The organism is Kitasatospora purpeofusca (assembly GCF_034043715.1).
GTDB classification, from domain to species: Bacteria; Actinomycetota; Actinomycetes; order Streptomycetales; family Streptomycetaceae; genus Kitasatospora; species Kitasatospora purpeofusca_A.
The window spans coordinates 48,114-64,014 of record NZ_JAXCLC010000024.1 but is presented as its reverse complement, the minus strand read 5'-3'; the positions used below and the strand labels follow the sequence as shown (position 1 = coordinate 64,014).

Here is a 15,901-nt window from a genome sequence, read left to right as displayed (position 1 = left end):
GTGGCCGGACCCGTGGGCAGCACCACCGGCCTGCTCGGCCGGCTGATCCCCGCCGACGCGCTGCGCCGGCGACTCCTGGCGATCCGGTTCGCCGAGGCGGCCGGCAAGGGCGTCTTCCTCTCCGGCAGCATCGTCTACTTCACCCTGCACGTCGGGCTGACCGCCGCCGAGGTGGGCATCGGCCTGTCGCTGGCGGGCTTCGCCGGCCTGCTCTCCTCGGTGCTCTTCGGCATGATCGCCGACCGGGTGCGCAAGCGCACCCTGCTGTTCCTGCTGTTCGCGGCGGTCGCCGTCGGCTTCGGGCTGTACGCCGCCGTGGACGACGCGATCCAGTTCTACGTCCTGGTGACCCTGGTCGGCTTCCTGGACTACGGGATCGGACCGACCGAGAACGCGCTGCTGGCCACCGTGATCCCGGAGGGCGAGCGGGTCCGGCTCAACGCGACCATGCGCACGGTCTTCAACGTCGGCTTCAGCGCGGGCATCGGCATCGCCGCCGCCGCCGCGCTGAGCACCCGGCTGCTGGTGCTGATCCCCGCGGTGGCGGCGGTCCTGCTCGGTCTCGCGGCCCTGCTGGTGACCCGCCTGCCGGAGGGGCCGCCGGGCGACCCGGAACACCGGCCGCGGCTCTTCGGCGCGGTGCGCGACCTGCGCTTCCTCGGCGTGGTCGGCCTGTCGACCGTGCTCGCCTCGCACATCAGCCTGCTCATGGTGGTGCTGCCGCTGTGGGCCCTGGAGCGCGCCGCCGTCCGGCCCTTCCTGGTGCCCCTGCTCCTGGTGGTCAACACCGTCTTCGTCATCCTCTTCCAGGTACGGGCGAGCAAGGGCGCCGAGACGGTCGCGGGCGCCGCGGCGACGGCCCGCCGGGCCGGGCTGTGGATCGCCGCGGGCTGCGCGGCGGCCTCGGTCACCGCCCTGTGGCACGGGACGGCGCCGGCCACCGCGGCCATCGTCGTCACCGCCCTGATGCTGTCCGTGGCCGAGGTCATGCAGTCCGCCTCGGCCTGGGGCCTCGCCTTCGGGCTGGCTCCCAAGCACGCCGAGGGCGAGTACCTCGGCGCGTTCGACCTGCACGTGGCGACCCAGAACATCGCCGGGCCGGCGCTCTTCTCCGGCCTGGTCATCTCGGCAGGCTTCTGGGGCTGGATCGCGATCGCCGGGCTGATGCTCGCCGCGGCCGTGCTGATCGGGCCCGCCGCGCGGCGCAGCGCCGACGCGATGGCGGGCACCGCCCGCCCGGAGGCCGCCATGGACACCGGAGGGGCGGCATGACCGACAGCGGCAGGGCTTCGTTCACCCAGGAGCGCTTCTACTTCCTCAACGAGCTGCAACCGGGCAACCCCGCCTACGTGGTGGCCTTCGCGCTGCGCATGACCGGCGCGCTGGACCGCGACCGGCTGGCCGCGGCGGTCCGCGCCGTCACCGCCCGGCACGCGGTGCTGCGCACCGGGTTCGCCGTGCGGGACGGCGAGTTGACGCAGCTGGTGCACGACACGGCCGAGCCCGACGTCACCGCCGTCACGCACCCGCCGGCCGGCCGGCCGGCCCAGGACCGCCACCTCCGCGAGCTGGTGGCCGCCGAGGCCGCCGTGCCGTTCGCGCTGGCCGACGGCCGGGTGCTGCGGGCCCGGATCCTGTCCTGGGGCGCCGACCAGCACGCGCTGGTGGTGCTGGTGCACCACATCGCCTGCGACGGATGGGCGGTCGGGCTGCTGCTGGACGACATCGCGGCGCAGTACAACGGCCGGGGCACGGCCGCGCCGAGCGCCTCCTACCTGGAGTACGCCGAGGCCCAGCGCACCCTGTGGGAGAAGCACACCCGGCGTCTGGAGCACTGGCGCGAACTGCTGGCCGGCGCCCCGAAGCTCGCCCTGCACAGCGACCGGCCCAGGCCCGGCGTACTCACCCACCGAGGTGCGGTGCTGCGCCGGCCGGTCGATCCGGAGCTGGTCCAACGGCTCACCGACTGGGCCAAGGAACACGGGGTCACCCTGTTCGCGGTGGCGCTCGCCGCCTACGCCAGGGTGCTGTCCCGGCACGCCCGCCAGCCGGAGGTGGTGATCGGTGTCCCGGTCGCCAACCGGCTGGACGAGGCGGAGGAGCAGCTCGTCGGCTGCCTGGTCAACACGCTGCCGGTCCGGGTCGACCTGACCGGCGAACCCGACTTCGCCGACCTGGTGACCAGGACGTGGCGGACGGCGCTGACCGCGCTCGGCGACCAGGACGTGCCGTTCGAGCGGATCGTCCAGGCCGTCGGCGAGGAGCGCCAGCTCAGCCACGCCCCGGTCTTCCAGACCATGCTGACGGTGCAGAACTTCACGTTCACCGTGCCGGACTTCACCGGGCTGACGGTGTCCGAGGTCGACGTGGAGATCGAGGCGGCCCGCTTCGACCTCGGACTGACCCTGGACGTCTCCACCCGGTCGCCGTTCCTGCGCGCCGACTTCAGTACCGAGCTGTTCGACGCGGCGACCGTCGACGGGTTGACGGCGCACTTCCACGCCCTGCTGGAATCCCTGGTCGACGACCCGGGCGCCGAGCCCGCCATGGTGGACGTGCGGGAGCACCGGCTGCTCGTCGAGGGCTGGAACCCGCCGGTCGGGCCGCCGCCGGGCGAACCGTCGCTGGGGGACCGCCCGTCCGTGCTCCGGCTGTTCTGCGAGCACGCCGCCACGGCGCCGCAGGACGTGGCGCTGGTGCACCGCGGGCGGACGACCACCTACCGGGAACTCGACGAGTGGTCCGGCCGGATCGCCGCCGGTCTGCGCCGGGCCGGTGTGCGCACCGGTACCCGGGTCGGGCTGCTGCTCGGCCGCTCCCCGGCGATGCTCGCGGCGATCCTCGGGACGTGGAAGGCCGGCGGCGCCTACGTGCCGCTCGACCCCGCCCACCCGCGTCGGCGCCTGGAACACATCCTGGACAGCTCCGAACCGGCCGTCGTCCTGGTCGAGGAGGAGACCGCCGGCCTCGCGCGGCAGCTCACCGAGGGCCGCGGCACGGTCCGGTTGGACGCCCACCGCGTCGAGGGCGCGCTGGAGCACCCGGTCCGCCGGCCCGAACCGTCGGACGTCGCCTACGTGATGTACACCTCCGGTTCCACGGGGGTGCCCAAGGGTGTGATGGTCCGCCACCGCGGCCTGAACGCCCTGTTCGGCCCGCGCCCGTGCGGCCTGGCCACCGACGGCGGCGACACCTGGCTGGCCGCGCACAACTTCTCCTTCGACGTGTCGGTCCTGGAGGTCCTGGGCGCCCTGACCACCGGCGGCCGGCTGGTCATCGCCGACCAGGAGGACGTGCTCGACCCCGAGCGCCTCGCCCGGCTGATCCACACGGAACGGGTGACGGTGGTCAACCTCACGCCGAGCCTGCTGTACCGGGTGCTGCCGCCGTTCTTCGACTCGCTGCCCGGCGACCGCTCCCCGGTGCGGTACGTGGTCCTGGTGGGCGAGGCGCTGAGCTGGTCCCGGCTGGCCGCGCTGGTCGACCCGCGGCGGCTGCCCGCGGTCTTCGTCAACATGTACGGGGTCACCGAGGCCACCATCGTGAACACCGTGATCGAGGTGCCAGCCGCGGAACTCGGCCGGGTGCGGGAGGGCAGCATCGGGGTGCCGCTGCCGGCGAACCGCTGCTACGTGCTGGACGAGGACCGACGGCCCACCGGCGTCAACGTGCCCGGCGAGCTGTACCTGGCCGGCGAGCTGGTCGCCGCCGGCTACATCGGCGAACCGGAGCTCACCGCCGCCCGGTTCGGCGAGGACCCGTACGTCCCCGGCGAGCTCTACCGGACCGGGGACATCGTCCGCTGGGCGCCCGACGGCCGACTGGTGTACATCGGCCGCGAGGACACCCAGGTGAAGGTGCGCGGCCACCGGGTCGAACTCGCGGACGTCGAGGCGGCGTTCCTGCGCCGCCCGGGGGTGCGCCAGTGCGTGGCCGTGGTGGAGGCGGAGGAGCTGATCGCGTTCGTCTGCGCCGACCCCGGGACGGGCGACGAGCGCGAACTGCGCGCCCTGGTCCGCGACGAGCTGCCCGGCTACATGGTGCCGTCCCGGATCATGCCGGTGGAGCGCATCCCGCTGAACGCCAACGGGAAGGTCGACCGGCGGCGGCTGCTCGCCGAGCACGCCACGGCAGAGCAGGCCACGGCCGGGCACGCCACCGCCGGGCACGCCACCGCCGGGTCCGCCGCCCCGGCCCCGCGCACCGACCCGTCGACCGCCGGCGGGGGACCGGCGAACGGCGACTCCCTCACCTCGCGGATCCGCGCGATCTGGGCCGACGTGCTGCGCCGGCCCGACCTCGAACCGACCGACAACTTCTTCGACGTGGGCGGCAGCAGCTTCGCGCTGCTCACCGTACGGGAGCGGATGGCGGAGACCGGGCTGGAACTCTCGGTCACCGACCTGTTCCGGCACGGCACGGTCGCCGCCTGCGCCGCGCACTTCCGGCAGGCACGCACCGCCGCGCCCGCCGACGACCGGACCGCGCTGCGCAAGCGCGGCCGTGACGAACTCGCCCGACAGCGCCGACTCAACAGGGGGCACGAGCATGTCTGACGAACAGGTACAGGGACAGGACCGGATCGCGATCATCGGCATGGGGATCAGGCTCCCCGGCGCCGGGCGCGACCTCGACCGCTACTGGCACGACATCGAGAACGGCGTCGAGTCGATCTCCTTCTTCTCGCGCGAGCAACTCCTCGGCTGGGGCGTCCCGGAGGAGGTCGCCGACAACCCGAACTTCATCCCGGCCCGCGCCGTCCTGGACGACTACGACCACTTCGACCACCGGCTGTTCGGCTACTCCCCGCAGGACGCCGTCCTGATGGACCCGCAGCAGCGGATCCTGCTCGAATGCGCCTGGGGCGCGCTGGAGCACGCGGGCTACCCGCCGATCGGCGCGGACGGCAACCGCACCGCGGTGTACGTCGGCACCGGGATGAACGTCTACCTGCTCGACATCCTGTGGCCCAACGCCCGCGCGGTGAAGTCGGCCGGCGGACTGGGCGTGCTCACCTCCAGCGACAAGGACTACGCCGCCACCAGGATCGCCTACAAGCTCAACCTCCAGGGCGCGGCCTTCTCCGTGCAGACCGCCTGCTCCACCTCGCTGGTCGCCATCCACCTGGCGGTGCAGAGCCTGCTCACCTACGAGGCCGACATGGTGCTCGCCGGCGCCGCCTCCTCCGGCCCGCCCACCCGGCGCGGCCACTTCTACGCCCCCGGCGGCACCTTCTCCCGCGACGGCCACTGCCGCACCTTCGACGTCGCCGCCGACGGCACCGCGGACGCCGACGGCGGCGGCGTGCTGGTGCTCAAGCGCCTGGAGGACGCGATCCGGGACAACGACACCGTCCACGCGGTGATCGCCGGCACCGCCGCCGTCAACGACGGCGCCCGCAAGGCCGGCTTCACCGCGCCCGGCGTCGAGGGCCAGGCCACCACCATCCGCACCGCACTCGCGGCCGGTGGCATCGACCCCGACACCATCGGGCTGATCGAGACCCACGGCACCGCGACCCCGCTCGGCGACCCGATCGAACTCGCCGCGCTGCGCTCGGTGTTCGGCACCGACCGGGGCGACCGCCCGAAGGCCGCCCTGGGCGCCCTCAAGTCCATCATGGGCCACCTGGACACCGCCGCCGGGGTCGCCGCCGTGATCAAGACCGTGCTCGCCCTGAAACACCGCACCATCCCGCCGGTGGGCCTGTTCACCGCGCCGAACCCGGCCCTCGAACTGGAGAAGTCGGTCTTCTACGTGCCCGCCACCGCCACCGAGTGGCCGGCCGTCGACGGCGTGCGCCGGGCCGGCGTCAGCTCCTTCGGCATCGGCGGCACCAACACCCACATCGTCCTCGAGGAGGCCCCGCCGGCCACCCGCCGGCGGCCCCGCCGCCCGGCGAGCGAACTGCTGCTGGTCTCGGCCAGGACGGAGCAGGCCGCCACCGAGAGCCTGGCCCGGGTGGACGCCTTCCTCGCCGACCTGCCGCCGGCCGAACTCGGCGACGTCGCCTACACACTGCGCACCGGGCGGACCGAACTCCCCTGGCGCGGCTTCACCGTCCGGATGCCGGAGGAGGACCTCAAGCCGCTGCTGCCGGTGCGCCGCACCGACCCGCAGGCCGCCGAACGCGGGGTCGCCTACCACCTCACCGGCGGCGGCCGGCTGCCCGGCTGCGGCCACTGCTACCACATCGACCCCGACTTCCGCCGGATCATCGACCTCGGCTACGCCGCGCTGCGCCCGCTGGGCGAGGACGCCGACCCGGCGACCAAGGAGCGGGTGGGCCGGTTCGCCGTCGCGATGGCCTGGACCGACGCGCTGGCCCGCCGCGGCATCCGCCCGGTCGCCCTGACCGGCAACGGCCCCGGCGCGGTCGCCGCGGCCTGCACGGCCGGCGTGCTCGACTTCGAGGCCGGCATCGAGCTGGCCCTCGGCCGCCGGCCGTCCGACTGGCGGCCGGCCGCACCCACCGCCCGGCTGTACTCCCCGGCCGACGGCGCGCCGGTCACCGCCGAGCAGGCCGCCGACCCCGACTACTGGGCGAGCCGGTTCGACGAGCCCGGGGACGGCGCGTTCGCGCCGCCCGCCGTCGACCCCGAGCCGGCCGCCTGGCTGGAGGTCGGCACCCAGGTCTTCCCCCACCTCGGGGTCGAACTGCCCGAGATGAGCAGCGCCTACGACCGGATGCTGGCCGCGGTCGGCCTGCTCTGGCAACTGGGGATCGGCGGCCCCTGGAACCCGGAGGGCGACCTCGGCCGCAGCCGGGTCCCCGCCCCCGGCTACCCGTTCGCCCCCACCCGGCACTACCTGGAGATCCCCGCCACCGCGAAGGAGAGGCACCTGTGATGAACCCTCGGACCGAGCAGGACTGGGTCGCCGAGTTCGAGCAGCTCTGGATGGAGGTCCTCGGCGTCGACGAGGTCCACGACCACGACGACTTCTTCGACCTCGGCGGCCACTCGCTCAGCGCGCTGCGGCTCAGCACCCTGATCCGCCAGGAGCTCAACCGTCCCGTCGACCTCGCCGACGTGCTGCACAACCCCCGCTACGGCGACCTGCTGGCCGTGGCCGGCCGGGACGAGCCGGAGCCGGCGGGGGCCGAGGACGGTCCGGCATGACCGTCGCCCCCGGGCGCGCCGCCGACTGGCTGCCACTGGTCGCCGAGGTGCTCGGGCTGCCGGCCGACGAGGCCGCCGCCCGGTACCGGGCCGAGTCGTTCACGGCCCTGGGCGGATCCTCGCTCCAGGCGATCGCACTCGGCGCCCACGGCCAGCGCCGGCTGTCCCGCGACGTCGAGGTCGCGGGACTGCTCGGCCCGGACCCGCTGGCCGCCGTCCTGGCCGGCGCGCGGGCCTTCGCGCCGAGCGTCCCGCCGCCCGTCGACCCGGCCGCCGCCCCGCGGCCGCGCCCGCTCCTGCCCGGGCAGCGGGCCATGCTCGCCGCCCACCTGGCCGGCCAGGACCAGCCCTACCGGCTGCTCTTCACCCTGCGCCCGCCGGAGCCCCTCGACCCCGGGCGCACCCGGGCCGCGCTGCGCGCCCTCACCGCCCGCCACGAATCGCTGCGCACGATGTTCACCGCCGAGCAGCCGCTCCCCGGCGAGCAGCGGACCGTGCGACGGCTCGTGCTGCCCGCCACCCACGAGCCGAGGCTGCTGCACCAGACCCTGCCCGCCGGGACCGACGCGGTGCGCGCCGTGCACGAGCTGTACGCCGCGCGCGCCGGGGAGCTGCTGCGCCCCTTCGACCGGCCGCCCGTGGTGTTCGTCCGCACCCGCGCCGGCGCCGGGACCCTGCTCTCGGTGCTGGTGCACCACGCGCTGGCCGACGGCTGGAGCATCGGTGTGCTCTGGCGCGAGTTCGCCCGGCTGTACGAGGGCGGTCCGGGCGCGCTGCCCGCGACCGGACCGTCACCGGACTGGATCGGCACCCGGCTGGCCGCCCGGGAAGCCTCCGGTGACCTCGCGGCGGCCACGGCCGGGGTGAGGCGTCGACTGGACGGCGCGCCGCTGGTGGCGACCCTGCCCGGCGGACCCGACCCGGCCGGGTCGGCCGGTGTGGCCGGTGGGGCCGGTCAGCCCGGTGCCGACGGCAACGGCGCCCGGCTGGTGTTCGAGCTGCCCCAGCGGGTGGCCGAGGGCGTGGACCGGCTGGCGCGGCACTGCCGGACCACGGTCACCTCGGTGCTGCTCGCGGCGTGGTCGCTCGCCGCGGCCCGCCGGACCGGCACCGCCGACCTGGTCCTCGGCGTGGCGGCCGCGGGCCGCTTCGAGGCCGGAATGGAGGACGTCGTCGGGCTCTGCACCCGGATCGTCCCGGTGCGCTGCCGGATCGACGGCGCCCGGCCGGTCACCGAGCACGTGCGGGCCACCGCGGGTGCGCTCGCCGCCGCCCTCGCCGACGCCGACCTGCCGTTCGACCGCGTGGTGACCGCTCTGGACGGCACGGTGGACGGGACCCGCAACCCGGTGGCGCAGCTCGGCTTCGCCGCCCACCACGAGCTGGTCCCCGACTCCTTCGAGGCCGCGGGCGGCAGCTGGCGGGTGTACGAGGGCCACTGCGCGGGTTCGGCCTTCGACGCCCTGCTGTACGTGCAGTCCTGGTCGCCGCGGCCCAGGCTCGCCATCGAGTACGCGACCTCGGCGCAGAGCGCCGCGGACGTCGGCGAGCTGGCCGAGTCGCTGCACGCCGTACTGGCCGAGCTCGCGGCGGAGCCGCAGGCCGCCGTGGAGCGGATCGCCGGGCTCTCCACCGGCCAGCTCGCGCGGCTGCGGGAACTCGGCCTGGGCGTGGACCCCGCGACCGGCGACGACCTGTGGAGCCGGTTCGAGCGGCAGGTACGGGAGCGTCCCGACGCGACCGCGCTGCTCGATCCCGACGCGGGCCACACGCTGACCTACCGGCAGCTGCACGCGCGCGCCCTCGACCAGGCCGAGCTGCTGCACGGCTGCGGGGTCCGCGCCGGTGACCGGGTGGTACTGGAGCTGCCGAGGTCGGCGGCGGAGGCCGTGGCCGTCCTCGCCACGCTGCGCCTGGGCGCCGCCTGGGTGGCGGTCGACTCGGCCGCCCCGGCGGCCAGGCGCGCCCAGATCGCGGCCGCGGTCGCGGCCACCGCCCGGATCGGCGGGGCGGCGGACGATCCGGTCTTCGCCGGCGTCCCCCGGTGCCCGCAGGCCGGTCCCGGCCGGGCGCTCCCGGCGGGGCGGCCCGCCGGTGCGGGGCCCGGCCTCGCCCCGCACCGGCCGGAGCCCGCACGGGCGGCCTACGTCTCCTTCACCTCGGGAACCACCGGTGTCCCCAAGGGCGTGGTGGTCCCGCACCGCGCGGTGCTGCGCCTGGTGGACGACGCGGACCTGTTCGCCGACACGGACCTGTCCGCCGACGGGCCGGGGGCGTCGATGCTGCGGCTGTCCCCGCTGGCCTTCGACGCCTCCACCCTGGAGCTGCTGGTGCCGCTGGCGAGCGGGACGACCGTGGTGGTCCACCCGCCCGCGGAGCCGACGCCCGACAGCCTGGCCCGGTTCCTTCCCGCCGCGGGCGTGACCCACGCCTGGCTGACGGCGGGCCTGTTCCACCTGGTGGCCGACCACCGGCCGGAGGCGCTGCGCGGGCTGCGCCAGGTGTTCACCGGCGGCGGGGTGGTCTCCCCGGCGCACGTCCGGCGGGTCCTCGAACAGTCGCCCGGACTGCGGGTCACCAACGGCTACGGGCCGACCGAGAACACCACGTTCACCACGGTGTGCCACGTCGAGGGCGTGGCCGAGGTGTCCGACCCGTTCCCGATCGGCCGCCCGGTGCACGGCACCGGCGTGCGGCTCACCGGCCCGGACGGGCGGTTGGTGCCGCCCGGGGCGGTGGGTGAACTGCGGGCCACCGGCGCGGGCCTCGCCGACGGCTACCTGGGCGACCCGGAGCGCACGGCGCAGTCGTTCGGTGAGCGGGCCGGCGAGCGCGAGTACCGCACCGGCGACCTGGCCCGCTGGGGCGCGGACGGGCGGCTGCTCTTTTTGGGCCGCGTCGACCGGCAGCTGAAGGTCGCCGGGTACCGGATCGAACCGGCCGCCGTCGAGCGGCGGATCAAGGAGCAGGAGGGGGTGCTGGACGCCGTCGTGCTGCTGGCCGGTGAGCGGCTCTGCGCGGCGGTCAAGGCCGAGGGCGACATAGTGGACCGGGTGCGGGCGGCCGTCGAGCCGGTCCTGGCCCCCTACGAGCGTCCGCAGCGCTGGCGGGCGGTGGCGCGGTTCCCGCTGGACCGCAACGGCAAGGTCGACCTGCGGGCGCTCGGCGCCCTGTTCGCCCCGGCACCGGGGCCGGACCTGGCCGCTTCGGGGCCCGTCGCCGCCACGCGGCCCGTTGCCGCTGCGGAGCCGGTCGTCGCCGCGCAGCTCGTCGCCGCCGCGCAGCCCGTGGCCATCGGTGACCCGGCCGCCGCCGCCGGGGCCGACCCGGTGGGCCGGGCCGCCGACGACGCCGAGGAGCTGATCCGCGACGTGTGGACCGAGGTGCTCGGGACCGACGACTTCGACTTCGACGAGGGCTTCTTCGACGTCGGCGGCGACTCGCTCACCCTCGCCATGGTCCGGACCCGGCTGGAGCGGCGGCTGGGCGGCCGCCCGGTCGGCCTGGCCGAGCTGTACCGGTACCCCACCGTCCAGGCCCTTGCCCAACACCTGCGAACGACATGACGACATGACGGGGGTGACGAGATGAGTGACGAGCCGCGTGACGAAGTGCGTGACGAGATGAGTGACGAGCTGAGGCAGGACATCGCGATCGTCGGAATGGCCGGCCGGTTCCCCGGCGCGGCCGACCTCGACGAGTACTGGAACGGCCTGCTCTCCGGGCGGGTGGCGGTCGCCCGGCTCTCCCGCGAGGAGCTGCTGGCGGCCGGCGTGCCCGCCGCCGACCTGGACGACCCGGCCTACGTGCCGGCCCGCGGCCTGCTCGCCGGGCCGGAGCTGTTCGACGCCGGGTTCTTCGGCATCCCGCCGCGCGAGGCCGACCTGATGGACCCGCAGCACCGGCTGCTGCTCCAGACCGCCTGGGAGGCACTGGAGAGCGGCGGACTGATCACCGACCGGCCACCGGGCCGGGTCGGCGTGTTCGCCGGCTCCGGATTCAACTACTACCTGCAGCAGCAGGTCCTGGCCGACCCGGAGATCCTGGCCGAGCAGGGACTGCTCTCCGTCGTGCTCGCCAACGAGAAGGACCACCTCGCGGCCCGGATCGCCTACCGGCTGGGCCTGAACGGGCCCGCGATCGGCGTCCAGACCGCCTGCTCCACCTCACTGGTCGCCGTGCACCTGGCCTGCCAGAGCCTGCGCACCGGGGACTCGGACCTCGCCCTGGCCGGCGGCGTCGACCTGGAGTTCCCGCAACGCGCCGGCTACCGCTACGAGCCCAAGGGCATCATGTCGCCCGACGGCTCCTGCCGCCCGTTCGACGCCGCCGCCAACGGCACCGTGCCGGGCAGCGGTGTCGGCATGGTCGTCCTCAAACGGGCCGCGGACGCCCGCCGCGACGGCGACCGGGTCCACGCGCTGATCTCCGGCTCGGCCGTCAACAACGACGGCGCGGCGAAGGTCGGCTACACCGCCCCGGGCGTCACCGGCCAGGTCGACGTGCTCGCCCGCGCCTACGCGGCCGCCGGCGTCGACCCGTCGACGATCGGCTACCTGGAGGCGCACGGCACGGCCACCGAGGTCGGCGACGCCATCGAACTGTCCGCTCTGCGCGAGGTGTTCGGCGACGGCCGGGGCACGTGCTCGCTCGGCTCGGTCAAGGCGAACATCGGACACCTGTCGGCCGCCGCCGGCGTGGCCGGCCTCATCAAGGCCGCCCTCGCCCTGCACCACCGGTGGATCCCGCCGCTCGCCGGCCTCGACCGGCCCAGGGCCGAACTGACCGGCCCCGGGTCGCCGTTCACCGTCGACACCGTCGCCCGGGAGTGGACCGTCCCGGACGGCCTGCCGCGCCGCGCCGCCGTCAGCTCCTTCGGCCTCGGCGGGACCAACGTCCACATGGTGCTCACCGAGGCACCCGCCGACCCGGCGCCACCCACCCCGAACGCCCCGGACGTCGTCCTGGTCTCCGCCCCCACCGAGGCGGCCGTGCGGAGCGCCGCCGAACGCCTCGCCCGCCACCTCGCCGACCACCCCGGGCTCCCGCTGCCCGACGTCGCCGTGACCACCCAGCAGCACCGCCGGCACTTCGCCCATCGGATCGCCGTCGCCGCGCCGGACACCGCCGGCGCGGCCCGCGCCCTGGCCGGCGCACCCGTACGCACCGCGCTGCGCCGGCCCGAGGTGGTCTTCCTGCTCCCCGGCCAGGGCGCCGAAGCACCCGGCATGGCCGAGTGGGCCTACCGTCGCTACCCGTCCTTCGCCGCCGACATCGACCACGGCAGCGAACTCGCCCGCGGCCTCCTCGGCGTCGACCTGCGCGACCTGCTGGTCGACCGGGACCCGCAGGGCCTGATCCACCGCACCGACCTCACCCAGCCCGCCCTGGTGCTGCACGAGTACGCGCTCGGACGGCTGCTCGGCACCTTCGGGGTCCGGCCCGCCGCCCTGCTCGGGCACTCGGTGGGGGAGTACGCGGCGGCCTGCCTGGCCGGCGAACTCGGCCTGGCCGACACGCTGCGCCTGGTCGCGGAGCGGGGCGCGCTGATGCGCCGGGCCCCCGAGGGCGGCATGGTCGTGGTCCTCGCGGCCCCGGCCGCGGTGCGCGCAGAACTCGCCGGACCGGACGAGCTCGACATCGCCGCGGTGAACGCGCCGGAGGTGGTCGTGGTGTCCGGCCCGGCCGACGCGCTGACCCGGCTGCGCGCCCGGCTGGACGCCGCCGGCATCCAGCACCGGGTGCTGCCCACCGAGCGGGCCTTCCACTCCCGGATGATGGCCGGGGCCGCCGCCGCGCTGGACGCGGTGGCCGCGACGGTCGAGGCCGAGCCGGGCGGGGTCGACGTGATCAGCACCGTCAGCGGCCGGGTGCTGCCCGCCGGCGGGCTCCGGCCGGCCGGCTACTGGGCGGAGCAGCTGCGCAGCCCCGTCCGCTACCAGGACGCGGTGGTCACGGCGGCGGCCCGCGGCCGGGCGGTCCTGGTCGAGGTCGGCCCGGGCAGCGGTCTGATCGGCAGCGCCCGGCAGGTCCCCGAGGCCCGGCGGACGCCCGTGGTGGCGCTGCAGCCGCGCCGCGCCGACCTGCTGAGTGGGCTCGGCGCGCTGTGGGCCTCGGGCGTCGAGCTGGACTGGGCGGCGGTGCGCGCGGGCGCCCCGGCGGCCCGGGCGCCACTGCCCGCCCGCCCCTTCGCCGCCGAACGCCACTGGCTGGACGCGCCCGCGTTCCGGCACGTCCCGGCACAGGCGTCCGTCCCGGCCCCGGTCCTTGCTTCGGTGCCGGTCCCGGCTACGGCTCCCGTCTCGGTCTCGGACGACGAGGACCGGACCGTGCAACAGATCGTGGAGATCTGGCGCGCACTGCTCGGGGTGCCCACCGTCGGGGCCGACTCCGACTTCTTCACGCTCGGCGGGGAGTCGCTGCTCTTCATCCGGATGATCGCCCAGGTCCAGCGCAGGTTCGGCGTCCCGGTCCGGATCGCCGAACTGGCCGACGCACCGACCCCGCGGGCGATCGCCGCCCACGTGATCGGCGGGTGACCCGGTCCCGGTGTGCGGTCCGCCGCACACCGGGACGGCCTCCGTCACACGTAGCTAAACCATCGACATATGTAAATCAGTGATCTATGGTTCCAGCATGGCAGACCGTCAACTGCAAGAGCCTGCGAGGCTCGTACTCACCGCACTGGCCGACGAGCCCCGGCATGGTTACGCGATCCTCCAGGAAGTCCTGGCGATCACCGAAGGCCGCACCAAAATGCTCACCGGCACCCTCTACACGGCACTGGACCGCCTGCTCCATCAGGGCCTGATCCGGATCGCCCACGAGGAGGTCGTGGGCGGGCGGCTGCGCCGCAGCTTCACGCTGACCGAGCAGGGCCGGCACACACTGACCGAGGAGACGCAACGGCTGCGCGCCGGCGTCGCGGAGGCCGAGCGCAGGCTCGCCCTCGGCACCGCCCCCCGGCCCACGCTGCGCACGAACTGGGGAACGGCATGACCGACGAGCACACCTCTCCTCCCGCCCTGCTGCGACGCCTTCCCCTCTCCGGCCTCTACCCGTCCGAGTACCGGGCCGCGCACGGCGCGGAGATCAACGCCGTCCTCGCCGACGCCCTCCAGCACGCCGGCCCCCGCACCGCCCTGCGCGAGTGGGCCGCCCTCGCCGCACACGCCGTGCGACTGCGCACCCGGCTCAGCTCCAGCGATCCCGCGGGCAGGATCCTCGCCGGTGGCGCGCCGGCCCTGCTGGCCGGCAGTGCCGCCCTGAGCGTGCTCCACCTGCTGTTCGGCGCCCTCCCCGCCGGATCCGACGCGCACTGGGCGGCGGGTGCCGCGCAGAGCGCCCCCTGGGTCCTGGCCCTGCTGTGCGTCGCCCTCGGCCGCTGGGCCCCGGCCCGGGCCCTGCTCCTGGCGGCCGTCGCGCTGGCGGCATTCACCCGTAATCCCGAACTGCCCGGCCTCTGGGCCGTCACGGCCGTCCTGGCGCTGATCGCACCGCCCGACGCCGTCGACCTCTCCCGGCGGGGCCGCTCCTGGGCGATCGGCTCCGCCGCCGCCGTCGCGCTGCCGCTGAGCGCTCTCACCGTGCTGTGGCTCGGCACCCGGCCCGAGGACTACCCCGATCTGGTCTTCCCGCCCCTCCAGCAGGCCCTGCTCGACCTCTCCCCGGCCTGGCCGGCCCTGGTGCTGAGCCTCGCCCACCTCGCGCGCCTCCGCAGGCCGAACACCGACCCCCTGCACGCCGGCGGCATCGCACTGGCCGTCCTGCCCTGGACGCTCACCATCGCCCCACCCCTCCACGGCGGCACCCCGTCCGACGCACTCGACCTGCTCCGAAACGTCGGCCTGGTCCTCGCCTTCCTGGCCACCGCCGCCGCCATCGGCATCGGACTCGTGCGCCGCGACACCCGGCGTACCCGCCTCACCGAACCGGACGGACCGCGAGCACCTGGTCCGACACCGTAGCCAGCAGCCGCCGACACCACGCCTGAACCAGCCTGCGGAAATCGGGGGCGAGGCGGCTGCGGTCACGGGAGCCGACTCCGTGCTACCTTCCAGGCCGTTGGGTTCCAGGGTCGGGGGGCCGGTGTGGACGGTACGCCGAGGGCGGCGCGTGAGGAACTGGACCGGCTGGGCCGGTCCCTGCGTGAGCAGATGGTCGCGCTGATCACCGATTTGACCACCCGTGTCCACCTGCGCCGGCTGTCCCTCGACGAACCGAAGGCCGCCGACCTGGGCGGCCCGCCGAGCCACCGCTATTCGACGGTGTACCAGGGCGATCGTCCGGCGGGCGCCACTGCTGCCGGGACGGCCTCCCGAGCGGCCTTCCAGCTCCGCGCGGCCGGTTGGGACGTCACCGTGTCCGAGGAGCACGACGACGGGCGGCTCTGGACGGTGGTCCTGGCGCACCGGGACGGGAACGAGATCCGTGTCCTGACGAGCGAGGACACGCCCGCCGTGGCGTTCCGGGGGCGGACGCCGGCGCTGGCACTGGGCCCGCCGGAACGGGCCGGGGAGGCGGAACCGGTGCGGACGCCCGCTACCGTCACGCCCGGCCACGTCCTCTGCTACGAGTGCGACGGCCTCGGCCGGTGCCCCGGGTGCGGCGGCCGCGGGTGGGTGCCCGGCCGGAACCGGCCGAGGAGCCGGTGCGGGGAGTGCGCCACGACGAAGGTCTGCCCCATCTGCCGGGGTCGGGGCGAGTTGGCCGTCTCCGGTCTGTCGCCGTACCAACGCGGCTACTACCCGGGACTCGACCAGCGCTGACCGGGGCGCTCC

Annotated in this window: 9 protein-coding genes; all 9 read left to right on the top strand. The window is 75.4% G+C overall.

The features are described from left to right. Positions 1-12: 12 nt before the first annotated feature. The 9 genes from SM793_RS14855 to SM793_RS14815 all read left to right on the top strand — a co-directional run bounded on the left by SM793_RS14855 (position 13) and on the right by SM793_RS14815 (position 15,889). Positions 13-1,272, top strand: coding sequence for an MFS transporter (locus SM793_RS14855; RefSeq protein ID WP_320438644.1), 1,260 nt, complete (start codon positions 13-15; stop codon positions 1,270-1,272). Continuing rightward, complete coding sequence (locus SM793_RS14850) at positions 1,269-4,556, top strand: amino acid adenylation domain-containing protein (RefSeq protein WP_320438643.1); 3,288 nt, start codon at positions 1,269-1,271, stop codon at positions 4,554-4,556. The genes SM793_RS14855 and SM793_RS14850 overlap by 4 nt, the downstream gene beginning before the upstream one ends. Beyond that, positions 4,549-6,849: a beta-ketoacyl synthase N-terminal-like domain-containing protein gene (locus SM793_RS14845; protein WP_320438642.1), complete on the top strand. Its 2,301-nt coding sequence runs from the start codon at positions 4,549-4,551 to the stop codon at positions 6,847-6,849. Before SM793_RS14850 ends, SM793_RS14845 begins: the two co-directional genes overlap by 8 nt. Beyond that, positions 6,849-7,121 (top strand): acyl carrier protein, encoded by a 273-nt coding sequence (locus tag SM793_RS14840; RefSeq protein WP_320438641.1) that lies wholly within the window; start codon positions 6,849-6,851, stop codon positions 7,119-7,121. Before SM793_RS14845 ends, SM793_RS14840 begins: the two co-directional genes overlap by 1 nt. Then, the gene (locus tag SM793_RS14835) at positions 7,118-10,687 is read left to right on the top strand and encodes an amino acid adenylation domain-containing protein (RefSeq protein WP_320438640.1); all 3,570 of its coding nucleotides are present in this window, start codon (positions 7,118-7,120) and stop codon (positions 10,685-10,687) included. Before SM793_RS14840 ends, SM793_RS14835 begins: the two co-directional genes overlap by 4 nt. Before the next feature lie 57 nt (positions 10,688-10,744). Further along, positions 10,745-13,660, top strand: coding sequence for a type I polyketide synthase (locus SM793_RS14830; RefSeq protein ID WP_320438639.1), 2,916 nt, complete (start codon positions 10,745-10,747; stop codon positions 13,658-13,660). A 97-nt stretch (positions 13,661-13,757) separates the two neighbouring features. Next, positions 13,758-14,120: a PadR family transcriptional regulator gene (locus tag SM793_RS14825; RefSeq protein ID WP_320438638.1), complete on the top strand. Its 363-nt coding sequence runs from the start codon at positions 13,758-13,760 to the stop codon at positions 14,118-14,120. Further along, the gene (locus SM793_RS14820) at positions 14,117-15,088 is read left to right on the top strand and encodes a hypothetical protein (protein WP_320438637.1); all 972 of its coding nucleotides are present in this window, start codon (positions 14,117-14,119) and stop codon (positions 15,086-15,088) included. Before SM793_RS14825 ends, SM793_RS14820 begins: the two co-directional genes overlap by 4 nt. Before the next feature lie 123 nt (positions 15,089-15,211). Continuing rightward, entirely contained in the window at positions 15,212-15,889 is a 678-nt protein-coding gene (locus SM793_RS14815; protein WP_320438636.1) for a hypothetical protein, read from the top strand. The last annotated feature ends 12 nt before the right edge of the window (positions 15,890-15,901 follow it).